Genomic DNA, 21758 nt, shown 5'->3' with positions numbered 1-21758 from the left:
GGTTGCTCGCAAACCCCCACCTGTTGACTTCCTATGCCCGGCAATACCCTTGGTACTCTGTTCACCGTCACGAATTTTGGCGAATCCCACGGGCCGGCCATCGGTTGCGTCATCGATGGCTGTCCGCCCGGGCTGCCGCTGGAAGCGGCCGACATCCAGCACGAGCTGGACCGCCGCCGTCCCGGCACCTCGCGCCACGTCACCCAGCGCCAGGAAGCCGACCAGGTCGAGATCCTGTCCGGCGTGTACGAGGGCCTGACCACGGGCACCCCCATCGGGCTGCTGATCCGCAACACCGATGCGCGCAGCAAGGACTACTCCAACATTGCCGACACCTTCCGGCCGGGCCACGCCGACTACGCCTACTGGCGCAAGTTCGGCCTGCGCGACCCGCGCGGCGGCGGCCGGTCGTCGGCGCGCCTGACCGCGCCAACGGTGGCCGCGGGCGCCGTGGCCAAGAAATGGCTGGCCGAGCAGTACGGCGTGAAGGTGCGCGGCTACATGAGCCAGCTGGGCCCGATCCCGATTCCCTTCGTCTCGTGGGACGAGGTGCCGAACAACCCGTTCTACGCGCCGAATGCCGACGTCGTGCCCGAACTGGAAGCCTACATGGACCAGTTGCGCCGCGATGGCGATTCGGTCGGCGCGCGCATCGAGGTGGTGGCCGAGAACCTGCCGGCCGGCTGGGGCGAGCCCATCTATGACCGCCTGGACGCCGACATCGCGCACGTGATGATGGGCCTGAACGCGGTCAAGGGCGTTTCCATCGGCGCCGGTTTCGACTGCATCGCGCAGCGCGGCTCCGAACATGGCGATGAACTCACCCCCGACGGCTTCCTCACCAATCACGCCGGCGGCGTGCTGGGCGGCATTTCGACCGGCCAGCCGGTGACGGTGTCGCTGGCCATCAAGCCGACCTCCAGCATCCGGGTCGAGCGCCGTTCCGTGAACCGCGCCAACGAGCCGGTGATGGTGCAGACGTTGGGCCGCCACGATCCCTGCGTCGGCATCCGCGCCACGCCGATCGCCGAAGCCATGCTGGCCCTGGTGCTGATCGACCATGCCCTGCGCCACCGCGGCCAGTGCGGCGATCCGGCCTGAGACCCGCGCACGTCCCGTTGTTCCTGACTGTTGGAGGCTGGCATGAGCCGTAATCGCTATCCCTTGCGCCGCGTTGTGGCCGTCCTGTCCCTGGCCGCCCTGGCGGGCTGCACCGGGATGAACACCACCCAGTCGGGCGCCATCGGCGTCAACCGGACGCAGTACATGTCCAGCATGGTGCCGTCGCAGGCGCTGGAGCAGGAAGCGAACCAGCAGTACGCCGACATCCTCAAGCAGGCGCAGGCCAAGAACCTGCTGGACCGCGACGCCCAGCTCGTGTCGCGGGTGCGCGCGATCTCGCAGCGCCTGATCGCGCAGACCGGCGTGTTCCGCCCCGACGCGTCCAACTGGAAGTGGGAAGTGCACGTCCTGACCAGCGACGAGGTCAACGCCTGGTGCATGCCGGGCGGCAAGATCGCCGTCTACACCGGCCTGGTCAACAAGATCAAGCCGACGGATGACGAGCTGGCGGCGGTGCTGGGCCACGAGATCTCCCACGCGCTGCGCGAGCACGCGCGTGAACGCGTATCGCAGCAGATGGCCACCAATCTGGGGCTGCAGGTGCTGTCGATCGCGACCGGTTCGAGCGCCGCGTCGGACCTGGGCGGCAAGCTCAGCGACGTGATGTTCACGCTGCCCAACAGCCGCACCCACGAAACCGAGGCCGACCGCATGGGCGTGGAACTGGCCGCGCGCGCCGGCTTCGATCCGCGCGCCGCGGTCACGCTGTGGCAGAAGATGGGGGCCGCCGACAACGGCAACGCGCCGCCCGAGATCCTGTCGACCCACCCGTCGGCCGCCTCGCGCATCACCGACCTGCAGGCGGCGGCGCAACAGGTGCTGCCGCTGTACGAGCAATCCAAGGGCCGCGCGGCGCGCTAGGCGGGGCCGCCCCGGGTCCAGCCGCACGCCGTCCGTGGCGCAGCTCCCTTTTTGAGACCGTCTTCCTGCCTCGATGCCGCGGCCGCTTGCGGCCATTCCAGCCGTTCACCATGGTAGTGGTAGTACTAGTATATTGGGTGTAGTTGTACTAGGTTCAGAGGCTGGGCATAATCCTTCACATGCCGCAGCGGCCGGCGTGGAAGCGATGGATTCGCCCCACGCGAGGCACGAGCCGGATTGTCTATTTGCAGAGCGCATCCATGGCCCAAACCCTTTACGACAAACTCTGGGACGCCCACATCGTCCACCAGGAATCAGACGGCACCTGTCTGCTCTATATCGACCGCCACCTGCTGCACGAAGTGACCAGCCCGCAGGCGTTCGAAGGCCTGGCCATCGCCCAGCGCAAGCCGTGGCGCAACGGCGCCAACCTGGCGGTTGCCGACCACAACGTGCCGACGATGAATCGCGCCCAGGGCATCGATGATCCGATCTCGCGCCTGCAGGTCGACACGCTCGACGCCAACTGCGACAAGTACGGCATCACCGAATTCCGCATGAACGACCTGCGCCAGGGCATCGTCCACGTGATCGGACCGGAACAGGGCGCGACCCTGCCGGGCATGACCGTGGTCTGTGGCGACTCGCACACCAGCACGCACGGCGCGCTGGGCGCGCTGGCATTCGGCATCGGCACCTCGGAAGTCGAACACGTGCTGGCCACGCAGACGCTGCTCATGAAGAAAGCCAAGAGCATGCTGATCAAGGTCGAAGGCGAACTGCCGTTCGGCTGTACGGCCAAGGACGTCGTCCTGCACATCATCGGCATCATCGGCACCGCCGGCGGCACCGGCCACGCCATCGAATTCGCCGGCAGCACCATCCGCGCGCTGTCCGTGGAAGGCCGCATGACGGTCTGCAACATGGCCATCGAAGCCGGCGCCCGCTCCGGCATGGTCGCGGTTGACGACAAGACCATCGAATACTTCCGCGGCCGTCCGTTCGCGCCGTCCGGCGTGCTGTGGGGCCACGCCGTGGCCTACTGGCGCACGCTGCGCACCGACGAAGGCGCCAAGTTCGACACCGTGGTCGAAGTCAATGCCCGCGATATCAAGCCGCAGGTCACCTGGGGCACCTCGCCCGAAATGGTGCTGCCGGTCGACTCGCGCGTGCCGGACCCCGACCGCGAAAAAGACGACGTGCGCCGCAGCGGCATGGAACGCGCGCTGGAATACATGGGCCTCAAGCCCAACACCCCGCTGACCGACATCCGCGTGGACCGCGTCTTCATCGGCTCCTGCACCAACTCGCGCATCGAGGACCTGCGCGCCGCCGCCGTCGTGGCGCGCGGCAAGCACGTGGCCTCCAACGTGCGCCAGGCCATGGTGGTGCCGGGCTCCGGCCTGGTCAAGCAGCAGGCCGAGCGCGAAGGCCTGGACAAGATCTTCATCGAGGCCGGTTTCGAATGGCGCGAGCCGGGCTGCTCGATGTGCCTGGCCATGAACGCCGACCGGCTCGAGCCGGGCGAGCGTTGCGCCTCGACCTCGAACCGCAACTTCGAAGGCCGCCAGGGCCAGGGTGGCCGCACCCACCTGGTGAGCCCGGCGATGGCCGCCGCCGCCGCCGTGGCCGGCCATTTCGTCGACGTCCGCACGTTCCGTTAAGCGCCCATCGAGTACCGACATCATGCAAGCATTCACCACTCACGAAGGCCTGGTGGCTCCGCTCGACCGCGAAAACGTCGACACGGACCTCATCATCCCCAAGCAGTTCCTCAAGTCCATCAAGCGCACCGGCTTCGGCCCGAACCTGTTCGACGAGCTGCGCTACCTGGATCACGGCGAACCGGGCATGGACAACAGCAAGCGTCCGCTCAACCCCGATTTCGTGCTGAACCAGCCGCGTTACCAGGGCGCCTCGGTGCTGCTGGCGCGCAAGAACTTCGGCTGCGGTTCGAGCCGCGAGCACGCGCCCTGGGCGCTGACGCAGTTCGGCTTTCGCGCCATCATCGCGCCGTCCTACGCCGACATCTTCTTCAACAACAGCTTCAAGAACGGTCTGCTGCCGATCGTGCTGTCCGAGCTCGAAGTGGCGCGCCTGTTCGACGAAGTGAAGGCCTTCCCGGCCTACAAGCTCAACATCGACCTGGACCGCCAGGTGGTGGTGGCGGCCGACGGCCGCGCCATGAAGTTCGACATCGAGCCGTTCCGCAAGTACTGCCTGCTCAACGGCTTCGACGACATCGGCCTGACGCTGCGCCACGCCGACAAGATCCGCGCCTTTGAAGCCGAGCGCCTGGCCCGCCATCCCTGGCTGGAAAGCCGGCCGATCGCCTGACCCGACCTTTCCTATCGACCACAGGACCGTTTTTTCCATGACTCACAACATCGCAGTCTTGCCGGGTGACGGCATCGGCCCCGAAATCATCGAACAGGCCGTGCGCGTCCTGAAGGCGCTGGACGTGCCGTTCGACATCAAGCAGGCCGCCGTCGGCGGCGCCGCGTTCGACGCGTTCGAGCATCCGCTGCCGCCGGCCACGCTGAAGCTGGCCAAGGAATCGCACGCCGTGCTGTTCGGCGCCGTCGGCGACTGGAAGTACGACAGCCTGCCGCGCGAATTCCGCCCCGAGCAGGCCATCCTGGGCCTGCGCAAGGCGCTCGGCCTGTTCGCCAACCTGCGTCCGGCGATTCTCTATCCCGAGCTGGCCAGCGCCTCGTCGCTCAAGCCCGAGATCGTGTCCGGCCTGGACATCCTGATCATCCGCGAACTGACCGGCGACATCTATTTCGGCACGCCGCGCGGCGTGCGCTCGTCGCCGGACGGCGCCTTCAGCGGCGAACGCGAAGGCTACGACACGATGCGCTATGCCGAATCGGAAGTGCGCCGCATCGCCCGCATCGGCTTCGAATCCGCCAAGAAGCGCAACAAGAAGCTGTGCAGCGTCGACAAGGCCAACGTGCTCGAGACCTCGCAGTTCTGGCGCGACATCGTCATCGAAGTGGCGCGCGAGTACCCGGACGTCGAGCTGTCGCACATGTACGTCGACAACGCCGCCATGCAGCTGGTGCGCAACCCGCGCCAGTTCGACGTGATCGTCACCGGCAACCTGTTCGGCGACATCCTGTCGGACGAAGCCGCCATGCTGACGGGTTCCATCGGCATGCTGCCGTCGGCCTCGCTGAACGCCGGCGGCCAGGGCCTGTACGAGCCCAGCCACGGTTCGGCTCCCGACATCGCCGGCCAGGGCATCGCCAATCCGCTGGCGACCATCCTGTCGGCCGCCATGCTGCTGCGCTACTCGCTGAATTTGGCGCCGCAGGCCGACCGCATCGAAGCCGCCGTGCGCCGCGTGCTGGCCGATGGCCTGCGCACCGCCGACATCTTCGAACCCGGCACCACCAAGGTCAGCACTTCGGGCATGGGCGACGCCGTCCTCAAAGCCCTGGCCTGATGCCTGCAAGGGACGCGCCCTTGCGGCGCGGTCCCGATTCCAGGGGGGCGCCCGCAGGGCGGCCCTTTTTCATGCCGATGTTGCCGCGGCGCCGCGAAAGCGGGGCGGCTTTGATTGTGGCCCCGTTTTTTCAAGGTGCGCCGCAACATCTATGCGTGCATTCTGATAAATTGTTGGGTTCTTGCACGTTTTTTCACCACACCTTGTCCCCACCTTTAAAGAGCGATTGAAATGAATCAAGCAGTAGGCCTTGTCGGCTGGCGCGGTATGGTCGGCTCGGTGCTCATGCAACGCATGCGCGACGAGAACGACTTCGCACTGATCGAACCGGTGTTTTTCTCCACCAGCAACGCTGGCGGCGCCGCCCCCACTTGGGCGACTGGCGCGGGCCCGCTGCAAGACGCCTACAACATTGACGCTCTGAAAAAACTGCCGATCATCGTGACGGCGCAAGGGGGCGACTACACCTCCGAGGTCTACCCGAAGCTGCGCGGCGCGGGCTGGAACGGCATCTGGATCGACGTCGCCAGCACGCTGCGCATGGCCGATGACGCCATCATCGTGCTGGACCCGGTCAACCGTCCCGTGATCGACGCGGCGCTCAAGCGCGGCGTGCGCAACTTCATCGGCGGCAATTGCACGGTCAGCTGCATGCTGATGGGCCTGGCCGGCCTGTTCAACAACGACCTGGTCGAGTGGATGACCACCATGACCTACCAGGCCGCTTCCGGCGGCGGCGCGCAGCACATGCGCGAACTGCTGACCCAGTTCGGCGAGCTGAACCACGCCGTCAAGCCGCTGCTGGACGATCCGGCCTCGGCCATCCTGGAAATCGACCGCGGCATCCTGGCCAAGCAGAAGGACGCGGCGCTGCCCCACGAGCACTTCGGCGTGCCGCTGGGCGGCAGCCTGATCCCCTGGATCGACAAGGACCTGGGCAACGGCATGTCCAAGGAAGAGTGGAAGGGCGAGGTCGAGACCAACAAGATCCTCGGCCGTGGCGCCGCCTTCGGCACCGCCGCCACCCCGATCGACGGCCTGTGCGTGCGTATCGGCGCGATGCGCTGCCACAGCCAGGCGCTGACCATCAAGCTCAAGCGCGACCTGCCGCTGGACGAGATCGAAGCGCTGATCGCGCAGGGCACGCAATGGGCCAAGGTGATCCCCAACACCAAGGAAGAGACCATCCGTGAACTGACCCCGGTCGCGGTCACGGGCACGCTGGACATTCCGGTGGGCCGCCTGCGCAAGATGTCGATGGGTCCGCAATACCTCAGCGCCTTCACCGTCGGTGACCAACTGCTGTGGGGCGCCGCCGAGCCGCTGCGCCGCATGCTGCGCATCGCGCTGGCCGAAGCCTGAGGCCCGGCGGGCGGCGCAGGCCGCCCGGTCGCGAAGGCAGGTTCGACAAAGGCACCCGCGGGTGCCTTTGTCGTTTGCAGCGTGTCGGACTGGGCGTCAATGTGCCCGCCAGCCAACGCCGATGCGCCTTTCAGGTTTGTGAAACGCGCTCGATCCATTACACTTTTCCGGTGAATTGAGGCTTGTTCTCACGCGATCGCCACGAACAGGCCCCCGCCCGAAAATCGACGATAAGAACGGAATTCCAGCTTATGACCCAGCGTTCGCGCCAAGTGAAGCATGCCCGCCGTTTGAAGGCCCTCCAATGGGCGATCGCGCTGGCGATCGGCGCGGGCGCTTGCAGTCCGGCGTTGGCGATGCGGGTGGGGCATTCGCGCGTGGTGTCGGCGCCGGGCACGCCGTTGCAGGCGTTGGTCGGGCTGCAGGAACTCACGCCCGACGAAGTGTCGTCGCTGCGCGTGTCGGTGGCCGACGAGGCCGCCTGGCAGCGCGCCGGCTTGAAACCGCCGGCGCCGCTGGCCAGCCTGGTGGTGCGGGTCGAGGACGGCATGGATCCGACCCGCAAGAACCTGCGGGTGCGGTCGACGCAGGCGCCGGTCAGCGGCGCGGTCGATTTGCTGCTCGATATCAGTTCCAGTTCGGGCCAGCGCCAGGTGCAGGTCAGCATCCTGGTGCCGCTGCGCGGCGCGGGCGCCGACGTCACGCCGGCCGCGGTGGGCACGCCCGGCCGCGCGGCAGGCGTCGCCGGGTCGGTCAACGTCAAGTCGGGCGACACGCTGTTCGCCATCGCCCAGCGCAATGCCGTGCCGAACGCCTCGATCTACCAGATGCTGGTGGCGCTGTGGCGCGCCAACCCCGAGGCCTTCATCCAGAACAACATGAATCTGGTGCGCTCCGGGCAGAAGCTGGTGATTCCCGATGCGGCCACGGTCCGCGCGGTGGATCCGGCCGAGGCGCGCCGCATCTTCAACGAACATGCCGAGGCGTTTGCCCGCTACCGCGCGCGCATCGGCGCGGCGGCCGGCGCCAATCCGTCGGTGGTCAAGGGTCAGGACGCGGCGTCCGGCACGGTGACCAAGCCCGGCGACGCCGGCGTGGCCAGCGCCTCGCAGCCGCAGGACCGGGTGCGCCTGTCCTCGGGCCAGGCCCAGGATGGCGCGGCGGCGCGGGCCGACGCGCAGGCGGATCAACGCACCTCCAACGAGCGCGCCATGGCGGATGCCGAAGGGCGCGTGAACCAGTTGCAGAGCAACGTCGATGAATTGAACAAGGCCGTGGGCGGGCAGGGCGCGTCCGGGTCGGGCGCCGGTGCAGCTGGGGCCTCTGGCGCTGCGGGTGCATCGGGCGCCGCCGGGGCGACCGGCGCTTCCGGGGCCGCGGGTGGCGCCGGAGCGGCTGGCGCTGCGGGTTCGCCGGGTGCAACAGGCGCAGCGGGTGCTGCGGGCGCGACCGGCACGCCGGGCGCGACGGGTACCGCCGGTGCGCCGGGGGCAGCAGGTGCAAGCGGTGCGGCAGGCGTCCCGGGCGCGGCAGGCGCAGGCGGGGCAGCAGGTGCTTCGGGCGCGGCAGGCGCAAGCGGGGTAGCAGGTGCCTCGGGTGCGGCAGGCGCAACAGGCGCAACAGGCGCAACAGGCGCTGCGGGCGTTACGGGTGCAGCGGGTGCGACCGGCGCCGCCGGGGCAACTGGCGCCACGGGAACCACAGGGGCCACGGGCGCAACCGGTGCCACGGGTGCGGCAGGCGCCCCGGGAGCGGCGGGCATGCCCGGCGCCTCGGGCGCTCCGGGTGCCAACGGCGCCGCCGGCGCCTCGACGGCCGCCACGCAACAAGACAAGGCCGCCGCGGATGCGGCGGCGAGCAACACCAAGGATAAGGATTTGACTTCTTCCATGCCGGCCTGGCTGGCCGACAATCTACTCGTCATCGTCACCGCCGTCCTGGCGCTGATCGCCTTCGCCATCGCCTGGGTGCTGCGGCGCGCGGGCGCGCGGCGCGGCGACGACGATGAGGAAACCTATGCCTACAACGAGCCGGCGCTGGACACGGCGGCGCTGAATCGCAAGCTCGATTCCATCAGCCTCGACCTGGATGAACCGCCCACGGACGAACCGCGCCCGGTCGGCGGTCCTCGGGTTTGAGCGATGTCTAGAGTTGCATTGGGGCTGGCCTATGACGGCTCCGCCTGGCAGGGTTGGCAGACCCAGCCGCACCGGCAGACGGTGCAGGACACGCTGGAAGCCGCGCTGGCGCAGTTTTGCGGGGTCGCGGAGGCGGTACCCACCATCTGCGCCGGCCGCACCGATACCGGCGTGCATGGCGCGATGCAGGTGATTCATCTGGACACGCCCCTCGAACGCCGCATGGAATCGTGGGTGCGTGGCGTCAACGCGTTCCTGCCGCCGACCATTTCCGTACAATGGGCCAAGGCGGTGTCGGACGATTTTCACGCCCGTTTCTCCGCACGAGCCCGCACCTACGTCTATCTGCTGTGGCGCGGGCGCGTGCGACCCGCGCTGTGGGCCGGCCGCGCCGGTTGGTGCCATCACCCGCTGGATGTCGAGGCGATGCGCGCGGCCGCGGGCGCGCTGCTGGGCGAGCACGATTTCTCCAGTTTCCGTTCCTCGCAGTGCCAGGCCAAGCATCCGGTGCGTGTCATGCACCGGCTCGATATCGAAGAGCGCGGCCCGTTCCTGGTGTTCACGCTGCGCGCCAACGCGTTCCTGCATCACATGGTGCGCAACATCATGGGGGCGCTGCTGCAGATCGGGCAGGGCCGCGAGTCGGTGGACTGGATGGCGCAGTTGTTGTCATGGCGCGACCGCCGACGCGGCGCGCCCACGTTTTCTCCCGATGGCCTGTATCTGTCGGCCATCGACTATCCGGACGAATTCGGCCTGGACGAATTGGATGGCGGGGCCGTGCTGCTGGCGCCCTTCACCCAAGCGCCGGGCAGCCCGTCCTAGCCGGACGCTTGCCGGCGCCCACTGGAGGCCTGTCTCATGCAACGCCGTGCGTTTTTGAAACGAACCGCCCTGGGGGCCGCGAGCGGCGCCGCGATCGCCGCGCCGGTCTACGCGCAGGAAGCGCCGGCCGTCTCATGGCGGCTGGCCTCCAGTTTTCCGAACGAATCGCCGACCCTGTTCGCCGGCGCCGAGGACGTGGCGCGCTACGTCAGCGACGTCACCGACGGCAAGTTCCGCATCGAGATCTTCTCGGCCGGCGACCTGGTCGATGCCGGCCAGGTGCTGGACGCGGTCCAGCAACGCATCGTCGATTGCGGCCACACCGCATCGACGCGCTATTTCGATACCGATCCCGCGCTGTGCTTCGATGCCGGCGTGCCGTTCGGCCTGAACACCCGGCAGATGAATGCCTGGATGCTGCAGGGCGAAGGGCTGGCGCTGACGCGCGTGCTGTTCGACAAATACGGCATCCTGAACTTTCCCTGCGGCTTCACGGGCGCGCAGATGGGCGGCTGGTTCCGGGGCGAGGTCAAGACGCTGGACGACCTGCGTGGCCTGAAGATCAAGGCCGGCGGCTTCGCCCGCCAGGTGCTGGCCCGCATGGGCGCCGAGCCCGTCGATCTGCCTATCGCCGATACCTACGCGGCGCTGGAGCAGGGCGGCGTCGACGCGGTGGCCTGGATTGGGCCGCATGACGATGAGAGCCTGGCGCTCTACAAGGTCGCGCGCAACTACTACTTTCCCGGCTGGTGGGCGGGCACGCTGCAGCTGTCGCTCTATGTGAACCAGGCCGCGCACGACGAGTTGCCCAAGCCCTACCAGGCGGCGCTCGGGCTGGCCGCGCGCATGGCCACCGCCAACATGATCGCCAAGTACGACGCCGGCAACCCCGACGCGCTGCGCCGGCTGGTGCAGCGCGGCGCGCAGCTCAAGGCCTTTCCCCGGCCGATGCTGCAGGCCGCGCACGAGGCCGCGCTCAAGCTCTACCAGGAACTGAGCGCGAAAGACCCCATGTTCAAGAAGCTGTACGAGAGCATGACCGCCTTTCGCGACAAGGAAATCCCCTGGTTCCGCGTGGCCGAGGGCGGATTCGATTCGCTCATGGCCAACCTGGGGCAGCCGCAGGCGTGAAGCCTGGCGCGTCGCCCTCGCCGGCCGCGCGCCGGGGGGCGCAAGCGCGGGGCGGGCTCGCCTTATACTGATTGCATCCGTCGCGCTGGGCGACGCAAGCGATGAATTCCATGCGCACACGCATCAAGATCTGCGGCCTGACCCGCGAAGAAGACATCGACGCCGCCGTCTCGGCCGGCGTCGATGCGATCGGCTTCGTCTTCTACCCCAAGAGCAAGCGCTACGTCACGCCGACCCGCGCCGCCCAATTGCGCCGCGCGGTGCCGGCATTCGTCGACGTGGTGGCGTTGTTCGTGAACCCCGAGCCGGCGGAGGTGCAGGCCGTGCTGGACGAGGTTGGTCCCGAGTTGCTGCAGTTCCACGGCGATGAGACGCCGCAGGCCTGCGCCCGCTATGGCCATCGCTACCTGCGCGCATTCCGCGCGGGTGCGCCGGGCCTGGCGACGGCCGAAGAACTGGCCTCGTATTGCCGCGCCTATGGCGAGGCGGCCGGCTGGCTGTTCGACAGCTACAGCGCGGGCTACGGCGGCAGCGGTCATGGCTTTGACTACAGCCTGCTCGCCGACGTGAAGGCCGATTCCGTGTCGCGCCCGCTCATCCTGTCGGGCGGCCTGACCCCGGACAATGTTGCCAGCGCGGTGCAATCCGTGCGTCCGTGGGCGGTCGATGTGAGCAGCGGCGTCGAGGTCGAGCAAGGAATAAAAAGTTCTGATAGAATCTCGTTCTTCGTTGCTGCGGTGCAAGCCGCAGACGCGAAGAGATAGGGAAGTTTGTGGTGCTTGGCCGGTGTGGGGAATGCGTTTTCAGCCCCGGTCGTTGCGGCAAAAGAATAATGTGAATAAAAGTTCGCAAAATTCTGGAACGCAACAAAAACAGCAAAAAATCTGAAAAGACGATTTGCAGAGTTTAAAAAAGCACTATATAATTCTTCTTCTTTGCAGGCGGTTAGCTCAGCTGGTTAGAGCGCCACGTTGACATCGTGGAGGTCGTTGGTTCGATTCCAATACCGCCTACCAAATTCCTGCAAAGTGAGTGCTTGATCGAGCTAATCAAGCATCACCTGAAAAGCCGCGACAGTCTATGACTTTCGCGGCTTTTTGCTTTGTGTCACGCGCAATGTGTGACACGCTGGAATCTGGCACACCATTCGCCACCAGTCTACGAATCAGCGATTCGTTGCAAGACACGGTTGCGGCAAGGGAGTGTCGTTACTTGACGACACAATGTAGAATCGCTGCCCTGAGAAGACAACCGTGCGGTGATGATGTTTAGCTATAGACGTGAACTTGATGGCATACGCGCCATTGCGGTACTTGCCGTGCTGCTGTTTCACGCGGGGTTTCATGCTTTTCCGGGCGGTTTTGTCGGTGTCGACATATTTTTCGTATTGTCTGGCTATCTGATAACGTCCATCCTCTCGGAGGAGGCCCGGTCGGGTGCGTTCTCGTTCAAGGCGTTCTATGAACGCAGGGTTTGACGCTTGTTGCCGCCCCTGGTGCCCGTATTGCTGCTGAGCACTACGGCGGGCTTTATCCTCCTTGGCAGTAAGCAGTTCGTTGACATGACCGAGAGCCTGCTGGCTTCTCTTGGTCTGGCTTCCAACTGGTATTTTCTTTCGAGCGTGGGCTACTTCGACGGTCCTGGCGAATTCACGCCGTTGCTCCATATGTGGTCGTTATCCATCGAGGAACAGTTCTACCTGGTATTTCCCTGCTTGTTGGTGTTAAGCCGTCATTGGAAGAGACAATGGTTGTTGCTCGCGTGCGGGGTGCTGCTGCTGCTTTCCATAGGACTATCGGAAATGCTGCTGCGCGTGAATCAAAAAGATGCCGCGTTCTACAACTCTTTCGGTCGATTCTGGGAGCTGCTGCTGGGTGCCTTTGTGGCATTGGCAAAGTGGTCCGAGCCACGGCGCCTTCTGGCCAACTTGCTGGAACTGATTGGCATCAGCATGATTTTCGCCGGAGTGCTGTTGTATGCACCGACCACGCCTTTTCCTGGTATTTTTGCTCTGTTACCCACTGTGGGTACGGTGCTGCTCATTGTTGCCGCGGGTCGGGGGGGCATATCGTCTCGCCACTGCTCAAATCGAACGCCGCAGTGGCCGTCGGATTGATTTCCTACGCATTGTATCTTTGGCATTGGCCGATTATTGTTTTCCTTAGGATTGTGAATCCCGTGGCGGGACCGAAAGCGATGGCTATCGCACTCGGCGCGACCTTCCTCTTGGCCACGGCTTCCTATTTCCTGATTGAAACGCCAATTCGTCGCAAGCGCGTTTTCACGAGTCGACGAGTGGTCTATGCCTCGGCGGCGACTGCGATCGCCATGATGGCGATTGTGGCAGTCGTCGCCAGCAGCGAAATGCTCAATCCGGTACGAGCTGTGGTGGCGGAGAAAGCACTTGGGGCCATGTATGACACGAGGCGATCGGCCGCCATTTCGACTCTCAAAGCAGCAGAAGAGTTCTACCAGAAGAATCTCAATCTGAATTACACGGGGCGTTCGGGACCCTACGACGCCAAAGCATTTGCCGGACGCCATACTTGCAGTTATGACGAGGGCAATACAATCTCACGCCTCTATGACTGCCTGGTCGGGCAAGCCCAAACGCATAATGTACTGGTGCTTGGGGACAGCATCGGGCGTGATACGTTGTGGGCCTTGCGGAGGGCCTATCCAGAACAGAGTTTCCTGATGCTGCACCAGTCCGGATGTCCGCCGAGTGATTGGCATCGAGCAGGCGATGCCATTGGCTGTTTTACGGGCGCGGCTGACTTGTTGGCCCGTGTCCGTGACAAGGTTCAGATTGATGGTGTGATCGTAGCATTCAGATATCGACCCTCTGACTGGGCCGAGGTGGAGGCTGGCTTGGATATGGCAAAAACGATCAGCCCGAACGTCATCCTGCTGGGGGTGTCGGCCGTTTTTACACAACCTGTAGCCAGTTTCCTCAAGTCTCTTCCGAAGGGAACGCCCGTCCCGCGGGCGATCAGCAAAAGCGATGCGAGTATGGTGGAGTGGGACTACAGCGCTATCGCCGAACAAGCAAAGCTAATGGCGGATCGGCATAGTGTTGCATTTGCAAACACTTCGTCTTTCTACTGCAAGGCGCAAGAGTGCGCGCTTTGGAAGGAAAACTCGTACAAGATGCCGATATATTGGGACAACCAGCATCTCACGGATTTCGGTATAGACGCCTTTGCCCAGTTTCTGGGCACACAGGCAGATATGGCGCATTTTTCTGCGCGGGTAGACATGACCAGAAGGGCTAACTAGCCTAGAAGGCCGCCGTCGTGCGTGGCTTTTTCCTTGCCTGTCTTCTTGATGGCGACGTGGGCGTTGAGCGGGGGAGTCGGCGGGCTCAATCCGCCCGCAGGCAGCGCCCCGCCATTTCCATATAGTGTCCCAACCCTGGCGTCGACAAACCGACCACCTTGGCCAGGTCGTCATAGCGGCGCAGCCGCACCGCCGCCAGCGCGTGCGACTGGGTGGCGAAGGCGTCGGCCTGCGCCGGCGTGAAGACGCCGCCTTGCAGTTCCAGGCTTTGCACCGAGGCGGGCGACAAGGTGTCCAGATAGGCGGGTTCGATCGCGCCCAGGTAGCGCTTGGCGGCGACGTGCAGGCGCACCGGGGTGGTGACATCGTCGCCGAACAGGTGGGCCAGGGCGTCGGCGGCGACTTCCTGGTGACGCATGTCGGTGGTGATGCTTTCGGCGAGCATGAGGTGGCCGATGTCGTGCAGCAGCGCGGCGACGATCACGGCTTCCGGCTCGCCGGCCTGTTCGGCCAGCTGCGCGCATTGCAGCGCGTGCTCGGTCTGGCTGATGGCTTCGCCGCCGTAGTAGGCGGCGCCATGGTGGGCGAACAGGTTCTCGATGGTGGGCAGGGTGAGCATGGGATGCCTTCGTGGACAGGGACCGTCAGCGACGATATCGCCCCATGGTGACATCTAGATGACTAGAGCATATTCAGCGCGATCCGTGCGTGCCGGTTTCGGTGATAGTCTTGGGCCTCACCTGGGAGAATCGATGCGCGTCCTACCGTTCAAGCTTGCCGTCGTCAGCGCCTGCCTGTCGCTGGCGGGATGTCTGGCCACCGCGCCGGTCGAGCAGCGGCCGCGCGCGGACGAGATTCCAATGTATGGCGGCGCGGACCGTTCCGTGCCGGCCGTGCAGGCGGCGGACGACAAGCTGATCGCGGAGGCGACGAGCGCCTTCGGTTCGCGCGCCAATGCGGCGCAGGCGTGGGTGGAGCAGGGCTTCCGGTTCTACCAGGCCGACCAGCTGGGCATGGCCACGCGGCGGTTCAACCAGGCGTGGCTGCTGAACCCGGACAACCCAAGCGTCTATACGGGCTTCGCGGCGGTGCTGCACGACCAGGACAAATTCTGCGATGCGATGAAGATGATGGAGAAGGCGCTGAGCCTGAAGCCGCCGTCGTTCCAGGGCATCTATGCCGATGCCGGACGCATCGCCGCGCGTTGCGCGGCGCAGGACGCGACGCTGACCGGCCCCGAGCGCGCGGCCATGATCGCGCGTTCGGACGCGCTCTATCGCAATGGCGAGCGGGTGGAGCCGGACAAGGCCTATCTCTACAACTCGTGGGCCACGGCGTATTACTGGAACGGCCAGTATGCGGATGCCTGGACCATGATCGGCAAGGCGCGTCAGGCCGGCGGGCGCGGCAGTCCGCAATTCCTGGAGATGCTGCGGGCGAAGATGCCGGAGCCCGCGCAGCATTGACGGCGTCGCGTTGTGGCGCTTTGCGTCGTGGCGTGTCGCGTTGCGTCGCGTCGCGGCCAGCCGAACTGAACTGAGGTGAGGTGAGTTGGTCCCGCTCCATCCCGCCAAGGAAAGGCCGTTAGCTGCAGGTCAGGATATTGATCCAGGCGATGGCGCTGGCCAGCAGGCCCGCGGCCTGGATGCGTTCCGGCGTCTGGCGGCCGGCCTGCAATTGGGCCAGGGCTTTTTTCATGTGGGTCAGCGGCGTCATTTCCGGGGCGGCGGGCGTGGCGACGAGCGCGGTGCCGGGCCGCGGCGGCTTGGCGTGGGGCGTTTCTTGGGTCAAGGGTGTCTCCTGGGGCAATGCCGGTCGTGGCGCGAGGGGATCTGACCGAAGGCGGCGGCAAATGTTCCGGGTGCCTTGGTATCCGGAAGGCGGCCTGGGCCGCGCGTCGGTGGGATCCACGGTACGCGCGCGCAACTGCTATCCTGCACCCCATCATGATGAGAGCACTGTGGCTGATCCTGGGTTGCGCGATGCTGGCGCTGGGCGTGATCGGCGCCTTCCTGCCGGTGATGCCGACGACGATTTTCCTGATCCTGGCGGTGGGCTGCTTTTCGCGTTCGTCGCCGCGGCTGGAGCGCTGGCTGCTGGACAGTCCGACCTACGGGCCGTCGCTGCGCGCCTGGCGCGAGCAGGGCGCGGTGTCGCGCAAGGGCAAGTGCTATGCGTCGCTTGGCATGGCGGTGGGCTATGGCCTGTTCTGGTGGGGCGCGAAGCCGTCGCTTTTGCTTGCATCTGGGGTGGGGCTGTTTTTCCTTGCAAGCGCGGCTTATGTGCTGACGCGTCCCAGTCCGCAACCGCTTGATTCCGAAACGAAAACCCGGGCGGAGCGGGAGGATCCGGCGGCAGGCGCCTGAAGCCTGATCGAAAGGCCGCGACGCGCGTAACGCGTCGAAACCAACGTGACTCTGCCGCTTGCCTTGGCGGGCCTCTTTCTCTGCTTAAATGGCCTGCAGCGCGGCTGGGCCGGCGGGTGTATCGCCCGCGCGGCGCTGTGGGCCCGCGAGGAACAACCATGCATATCAAACGACGAGAACTCCTGTTCGCCGGCCTCTCGAGCGCCGCGCTGGGCATGATGACCGAGCCGGCGATGGCCATCGCCGCGCCCAGCGGCCAGCAGAGCATCGACCTGTGGCCGGACAATCGCGCGCCCGGCGGCCCCGGTCCGCAAGAGGCCGAGAAGGTCAGCGCCAAGGGCTCGGTCACGCGGGTGTCGCGGCCGCGGCTGGTGGTGTACCGGCCGGAGCGTCCCAACGGCAGCGCGATGCTGGTGATCGCCGGCGGCGGTTATGCCCATATCGAGCGCGGCACCGAGAGTACGCCCGCCAGCCTGTGGCTGCAGTCGCAGGGCGTGACCGCGTTCGAACTGGTGTATCGCCTGCCGGGCGAGCACTGGCCCGCGATGGCGCCGCTGCGGGACGGCCAGCGCGCCATGCGCGTGATCCGCGCGTCGGCGCAGGCGTTCGGCCTGGACACCGGGCATATCGGCGTGCTGGGGTTTTCCGCGGGCGGGCATCTGGCGGGCATGACCGCCGCGACCCCGGACGTGGCGCGCTACCAGCCGGTCGATGAGGCCGACAAGCTGTCGTCGCGGCCCGACTTCGCCGGGCTGATCTATCCGGTGCTGACGTTCATGCCGCCGTTCGATCACACCCATGCCCGCCGTTCGATCGTCGGCGAGCACCCCTCCGCCGAGGAGAGCGCGGCGTTCTCGGTCGACCATCTGGCGACGGCGCAGATGCCGCCCACCTTCCTGGCGCAGGCGCAGGACGATCCGATCGCGCCGGTGGACAACAGCCTGCTGATGTTCGGCGCGCTGCGGCGCCTGGGCGTGCCGGCCGAGATGCATATCTTCGCGGCCGGCAAGCATGGCTGGGGCATGGGCAAGCCGGACTCGCTGGTGCATGCGTGGCCCGGCCTGTTCACGCAGTGGGCCGCCTTCAATCAGTTTTTCAAGGCCTGACCCCTCGCGGTCAGTGCGAATGGCGCGGGTCGCCGCGGGTCTCGACCACCTTCAGGTACAGCGTCGCGGGCTCCAGGCAGCCGCCGGTGGACAGCTGTCCGACCAGTTGCCGGTAGAGTTCCTGCCACGGGGTCTGCGCCGGTGGCGGCTGGTAGGGCGGGTCCAGGCGGCGTCGCGCCAATTCGGCCTCGTCCACCAGCGCGACCACGCTGCGCTGGTTCAGGTCGACGCGGATGCGGTCGCCGGTGCGCAGCAGCGCCAGGCCGCCGCCCACCGCGGCCTCGGGCGACATGTTCAGGATCGACGGGCTGGCCGAGGTGCCGCTCTGGCGGCCGTCGCCCAGGCAGGGCAGCGAGTCGATGCCGCGCTTGATCAGGTGCGACGGCGGCGCCATGTTGACGACCTCGGCGCTGCCCGGATAACCGACGGTGCCGGCGCCGCGGATCACCAGGATGCAGTGTTCGTCGATGTTCAGCGCGGGATCCTCGATGCGCGCATGGTAGTCCTCCGGGCCCTCGAACACGATGGCGCGCGCCTCGAAGGCGTTCTCGTCGCCGGGCGCCGACAGATAGGCGCGGCGGAACGCCTCGCCCACCACCGACATCTTGATGACCGCGCTGTCGAAGAAGTTGCCCGACAGCACGATGAAGCCGGCGCGGTGCTTGAGCGGCGCGTCGCAGCCGCGGATGACATCCGCGTCGCGGGTCTTGGCGGTGGCCGCGATCTCGCCGATGGTCTTGCCGGACACGGTGGCGCAGCCGGCGTGCAGCCGGCCGGCGACGAGCAGTTCGTGCATCACGGCCGGGACGCCGCCAGCGCGGTGGAAGCCTTCGCCCAGGTGTTCGCCGGCGGGCACGCAGTTCACCAGCAGCGGCACGTCCTCGCCCAGCCGCTGCCAATCGTCCAGGCTGAGATCGATGCCGGCGTGGCGGGCCATGGCGATCAGGTGCGGCGGACAGTTGCTGGAGACCCCCAGCGCCGAGGCGACGACGATGGCGTTTTCGAACGCCTCGCGCGTCAGGATGCGTGACGGTCGCAGGTCCTCGCGCACCATGTCGCAGATGCGCATGCCGGTGGCGTAGGCCATCTGTCCGCGCTCGCGGTAGGGCGCGGGGATGCTGGCGCAGGTGGGCAGCGACATGCCGAGCGCCTCGGCCAGCGAATTCATGGACAGCGCCGTGCCCATGGTGTTGCAGTGGCCCACCGAGGGCGAGGAGGCCGTGGCCAGCGTCATGAAGCCTTCGTAGTCCAGCTTGCCCGCGGCCATGAGGTTGCGGGCATGCCAGATGACGGTGCCCGACCCGACCCGCTGGCCGTCGTGCCAGCCGTCCAGCATCGGCCCGCCCGACAGCACGATGGCGGGGATGTCGACGGTGGCGGCCGCCATCAGGCAGGCGGGCGTGGTCTTGTCACAGCCGGTGGTCAGCACCACGCCGTCCAGCGGATAGCCGTGCAGGATCTCGACCAGTCCCAGATAGGCCAGGTTGCGGTCCAGCGCGGCGGTGGGGCGCCGGCCCTGCTCGGCCAGCGGATGCACCGGGAACTCCATCGGGATGCCGCCGGCGTCGCGGATGCCGGCCTTGATGCGCTCGGCCAGCGCCAGGTGGTGGCGGTTGCACGGCGCCAGGTCGCTGCCGGTCTGGGCGATGCCGATGATGGGGCGGCCCGATTGCAGTTCCTGCCGCGTCAGGCCGTAGTTGAGATAGCGCTCGACGTAGATCGCCGTCATGTCGGCGTGGGCGGGATCGTCGAACCATTTCTGGCTGCGCAGCTTGCGGGGAGTGTCGCTCATGGGTGCCTCTCGTGCTTCCTGTGCTCTCGGTGCTTCGACCGCCGGCGGCGCGCCGCCGGCCTTGGCCGGGCCTAATTGCGTGCCTTGCCGATCTCGGCGTTCAGTTGCTGGATGAGTTCCGGGCCCAGCTCCCGGGTGTACTTGTCGACCACGGGTTGCACTTTTTCGCGCATGCGGGCGACCTCTTCGGGCGAGACGGTGTTGATCTTCATGCCGGCTTGCTCCAGCGTGCCCATGGCCTTGAGCGAGTCGGCGCGGCTGTCCTTGCGTTCGAAGTCGCGCGAGGCCTCGGCGGCCTGGCGCACCAGTTTCTGCTCGTCGGGCGAGAGCTTGTCCCACCACTTCTTGGAGGCCAGCACCACCCAGGGCGTGTAGACGTGGCGGGTGATGGTCAGATAGGGCTGCACTTCATAGAACTTGCTGCTCTGGATCGTGGTGATGGGATTCTCCTGGCCGTCAACGGTGCGGGTTTCGAGCGCCGTGAACAGTTCCGAGAACGGCATCGGCACGGCATTCGCGCCCAGGGTGTTGAACACGCCCAGCGCGATCTGGTTCTGCATCACGCGCAGCTTGATGCCCTGCATGTCCTCGGCGCGCACGATGGGGCGCTTGGAGTTGGTCATGTTGCGAAAGCCGTTTTCCCAATACACCAGGCCGATCAGGCCCCGGGCTTCGAGCTTCTTGAGCAGGTCCTGGCCGAGCTGGCCGTCGAGCACGGCGTCGGCTTCCTTCTCGCTGTTGAACAGGAACGGCAGGTCGAAGACGCCGAATTCCTTGACCATGCCGGCCAGCGGCGCGGTGGACCCGACCATCATTTCCTGCACGCCGCCGACCAGCGCGCTCTGCATCTGCTCGTCGGAGCCGAGGTTGGCCGAGCCGAAGGTCTTCATTTTGAGCTTGCCGCCGCTGAGCTTCTCCAGCTCCTGCGCCAGGTGGCGCGCGGCGCGGCCCTGCACGCTGTCGTCGTTCAGGCCGTAGCCGAAGCGGATCAGCCGCGGCTTGACGTCGGCGGCCGCGGCCACGCCGGCGAAGGCGCAGGACAGGGCCGCGGCCAGCAGGATGAGGCGGGTCTTGAAAGGCTTGTTCATGGTGTTCCTCCTTGGCTTCTTCTGTGTGGCGTCGTGCCGACGCCGCTGTTGGCGGGCCTCAGTGCATCCAGCTCGCGGGGACGGTGATCAGTTCCGGGAAGATCACCAGCAGTACCAGCAGCAGCGTGTAGGCCACGACATAGCGCCAGACGCCCTTGCAGATGGTTTCCATGTTGATGCGGGCGACGCCGCAGACCACGTTGAGCACCGTGCCGACTGGCGGCGTCAGCAGCCCGACGCAGCCCACCATGACGAACATGACGCCGAAATAGACGGGGTCGATGCCGGCCTGCGTGACCACCGGCATCAGCACCGGCGCCAGGATCAGGATGGTGGGAGTCAGGTCCATGACGGTGCCGACCAGCGTCAGCAGCACCAGCAGCGCGAACATCAGCAGCTTGGGCTGGTCCAGCACCGGCTCCAGCAGCGCGATCAGGTCCTGCGGCATATCGGCCAACGTGATCATGTAGGACGACACCATGGCGGCGGCCACCAGGAACATGACCACGGCGGTGGTGCGGGCGGCGTTGATGAACAGCGGCAGCAGGTGGCGCAGACCGATCTCGCGGTAGACGAACAGGCTGACGATGAGCGCGTAGACGGCGGCGACCACCGCCGCCTCGGTCGGCGTGAAGATGCCGCCGCGCAGGCCGCCGATGATGATGACCGGCAGCATCAGCGCCCAGGCCGATTCGCGCAGCGCCCGCAGCCGGGCGCGCCAGGGCTGGCGCGGCATCGGCTTGATGGCGCCGTGCTTGCGCGCCACCCAGGTCCAGACCGCCACCAGCGTCAGGCCCATCATCAGGCCGGGCGCGATGCCGGCGAAGAACAGCTTGGTGATCGAGACGTTGGTGGCGACGCCGAAGATGATGAATGAGATCGACGGCGGGATGATCGGAGCGATGATGCCGCCGGCGGCGATCAGGCCCGAGGCCTGGCCGGCGTCGTAGCCTTTTTCGCGCAGCATCGGAATCAGCAGCGAGCCGAGCGCGGCCGCGTCGGCCACGGCCGAGCCGGACAGCGCCGCCAGCAGCACGCTGGCGAAGATGGCGACGTAGCCCAGTCCGCCCTGGATGTGGCCGACGAACATGCTGGCCAGGTTGACGATGCGGCGCGAAATGCCGCCCGCGTTCATCAGTTCGCCGGCCAGCATGAACAGCGGCACCGCCATCAGCGTGAAGCTGTTGGCGCCGGACAGCATGTTCTGCGCCAGGATCTGGGTATCGAAGAAATCGAG

19 protein-coding genes, 1 tRNA gene and 1 pseudogene are annotated in these 21758 nt (G+C 66.4%); 16 read left to right on the top strand and 5 right to left on the bottom strand.

Annotated features, from left to right (window positions below):
- The first annotated feature begins 33 nt into the window (after positions 1 to 33).
- The 13 genes and pseudogenes from aroC to AOZ49_RS32400 all read left to right on the top strand — a co-directional run bounded on the left by aroC (position 34) and on the right by AOZ49_RS32400 (position 14169).
- Positions 34 to 1101: a chorismate synthase gene (aroC, locus tag AOZ49_RS07790; protein WP_054432453.1), complete on the top strand. Its 1068-nt coding sequence runs from the start codon at positions 34 to 36 to the stop codon at positions 1099 to 1101.
- A 42-nt stretch (positions 1102 to 1143) separates the two neighbouring features.
- A complete protein-coding gene (locus tag AOZ49_RS07785; RefSeq protein WP_054432452.1) occupies positions 1144 to 1983 on the top strand; it encodes a M48 family metallopeptidase in 840 nt (279 codons plus the stop codon).
- Between the two features lie 260 nt (positions 1984 to 2243).
- Entirely contained in the window at positions 2244 to 3647 is a 1404-nt protein-coding gene (leuC, locus tag AOZ49_RS07780) for a 3-isopropylmalate dehydratase large subunit (RefSeq protein WP_054474790.1), read from the top strand.
- Between the two features lie 22 nt (positions 3648 to 3669).
- Complete coding sequence (leuD, locus tag AOZ49_RS07775) at positions 3670 to 4320, top strand: 3-isopropylmalate dehydratase small subunit (protein ID WP_006394018.1); 651 nt, start codon at positions 3670 to 3672, stop codon at positions 4318 to 4320.
- Between the two features lie 37 nt (positions 4321 to 4357).
- A complete protein-coding gene (gene leuB, locus AOZ49_RS07770) occupies positions 4358 to 5434 on the top strand; it encodes a 3-isopropylmalate dehydrogenase (RefSeq protein WP_054474789.1) in 1077 nt (358 codons plus the stop codon).
- A 231-nt stretch (positions 5435 to 5665) separates the two neighbouring features.
- Positions 5666 to 6796 (top strand): aspartate-semialdehyde dehydrogenase, encoded by a 1131-nt coding sequence (gene asd, locus AOZ49_RS07765; protein WP_054474788.1) that lies wholly within the window; start codon positions 5666 to 5668, stop codon positions 6794 to 6796.
- 251 nt (positions 6797 to 7047) lie between these two features.
- The gene (locus tag AOZ49_RS07760; protein ID WP_054474787.1) at positions 7048 to 8934 is read left to right on the top strand and encodes a type IV pilus assembly protein FimV; all 1887 of its coding nucleotides are present in this window, start codon (positions 7048 to 7050) and stop codon (positions 8932 to 8934) included.
- A gap of 3 nt (positions 8935 to 8937) precedes the next feature.
- Positions 8938 to 9759 carry a tRNA pseudouridine(38-40) synthase TruA gene (gene truA, locus AOZ49_RS07755; protein WP_054432448.1) on the top strand — a complete coding sequence of 274 codons (822 nt, stop codon included), beginning with the start codon at positions 8938 to 8940 and terminating at the stop codon, positions 9757 to 9759.
- 36 nt (positions 9760 to 9795) lie between these two features.
- Positions 9796 to 10890 (top strand): TRAP transporter substrate-binding protein, encoded by a 1095-nt coding sequence (locus AOZ49_RS07750; protein ID WP_054474786.1) that lies wholly within the window; start codon positions 9796 to 9798, stop codon positions 10888 to 10890.
- A gap of 101 nt (positions 10891 to 10991) precedes the next feature.
- A complete protein-coding gene (locus tag AOZ49_RS07745; protein ID WP_082380352.1) occupies positions 10992 to 11654 on the top strand; it encodes a phosphoribosylanthranilate isomerase in 663 nt (220 codons plus the stop codon).
- A gap of 175 nt (positions 11655 to 11829) precedes the next feature.
- Positions 11830 to 11906 (top strand) — tRNA-Val (locus AOZ49_RS07740).
- A gap of 245 nt (positions 11907 to 12151) precedes the next feature.
- A pseudogene (locus AOZ49_RS07730) lies at positions 12152 to 13006 on the top strand (acyltransferase family protein).
- Positions 12991 to 14169, top strand: coding sequence for an acyltransferase family protein (locus AOZ49_RS32400; RefSeq protein ID WP_156355613.1), 1179 nt, complete (start codon positions 12991 to 12993; stop codon positions 14167 to 14169). The pseudogene AOZ49_RS07730 and the gene AOZ49_RS32400 overlap by 16 nt, the downstream one beginning before the upstream one ends.
- 85 nt (positions 14170 to 14254) lie before the next feature.
- On the opposite strand, the gene AOZ49_RS07720 is transcribed toward AOZ49_RS32400, so the two are convergent.
- On the bottom strand, positions 14255 to 14788 hold the full coding sequence (locus AOZ49_RS07720; RefSeq protein ID WP_054474782.1) for a phosphonate degradation HD-domain oxygenase: 534 nt from the start codon (positions 14786 to 14788) through the stop codon (positions 14255 to 14257).
- A gap of 85 nt (positions 14789 to 14873) precedes the next feature.
- Here AOZ49_RS07720 and AOZ49_RS07715 point away from each other — a divergent pair, with 85 nt between their 5' ends.
- On the top strand, positions 14874 to 15635 hold the full coding sequence (locus tag AOZ49_RS07715) for a tetratricopeptide repeat protein (protein ID WP_231690269.1): 762 nt from the start codon (positions 14874 to 14876) through the stop codon (positions 15633 to 15635).
- A 118-nt stretch (positions 15636 to 15753) separates the two neighbouring features.
- Here the strand turns inward: AOZ49_RS07715 and AOZ49_RS07710 are convergent, their stop codons facing one another.
- Positions 15754 to 15960: a hypothetical protein gene (locus AOZ49_RS07710; protein WP_054432380.1), complete on the bottom strand. Its 207-nt coding sequence runs from the start codon at positions 15958 to 15960 to the stop codon at positions 15754 to 15756.
- 191 nt (positions 15961 to 16151) lie between these two features.
- On the opposite strand from AOZ49_RS07710, the gene AOZ49_RS07705 reads away from it, so the two are divergent.
- Positions 16152 to 16535, top strand: coding sequence for a YbaN family protein (locus tag AOZ49_RS07705; RefSeq protein WP_231690268.1), 384 nt, complete (start codon positions 16152 to 16154; stop codon positions 16533 to 16535).
- Between the two features lie 158 nt (positions 16536 to 16693).
- Positions 16694 to 17641, top strand: coding sequence for an alpha/beta hydrolase (locus AOZ49_RS07700; protein WP_054474780.1), 948 nt, complete (start codon positions 16694 to 16696; stop codon positions 17639 to 17641).
- Between the two features lie 10 nt (positions 17642 to 17651).
- Here AOZ49_RS07700 and AOZ49_RS07695 read toward each other — a convergent pair whose 3' ends face one another.
- The 3 genes from AOZ49_RS07695 to AOZ49_RS32930 all read right to left on the bottom strand — a co-directional run.
- Positions 17652 to 19433 carry an IlvD/Edd family dehydratase gene (locus AOZ49_RS07695; protein ID WP_054474779.1) on the bottom strand — a complete coding sequence of 594 codons (1782 nt, stop codon included), beginning with the start codon at positions 19431 to 19433 and terminating at the stop codon, positions 17652 to 17654.
- Positions 19434 to 19504: 71 nt separating this feature from the next.
- Positions 19505 to 20521 (bottom strand): TRAP transporter substrate-binding protein, encoded by a 1017-nt coding sequence (locus AOZ49_RS07690; protein WP_054474778.1) that lies wholly within the window; start codon positions 20519 to 20521, stop codon positions 19505 to 19507.
- A 58-nt stretch (positions 20522 to 20579) separates the two neighbouring features.
- A partial coding sequence (locus AOZ49_RS32930) for a TRAP transporter large permease (RefSeq protein WP_054474777.1) occupies positions 20580 to 21758 on the bottom strand: 1179 nt, incomplete at its 5' end.

This window comes from Achromobacter sp. 2789STDY5608615, assembly GCF_001298995.1.
GTDB classification, from domain to species: Bacteria; Pseudomonadota; Gammaproteobacteria; order Burkholderiales; family Burkholderiaceae_B; genus Achromobacter; species Achromobacter insuavis.
Note: the sequence above shows the minus strand (reverse complement) of the source record. Positions and strands in the feature narration are given on the sequence as shown.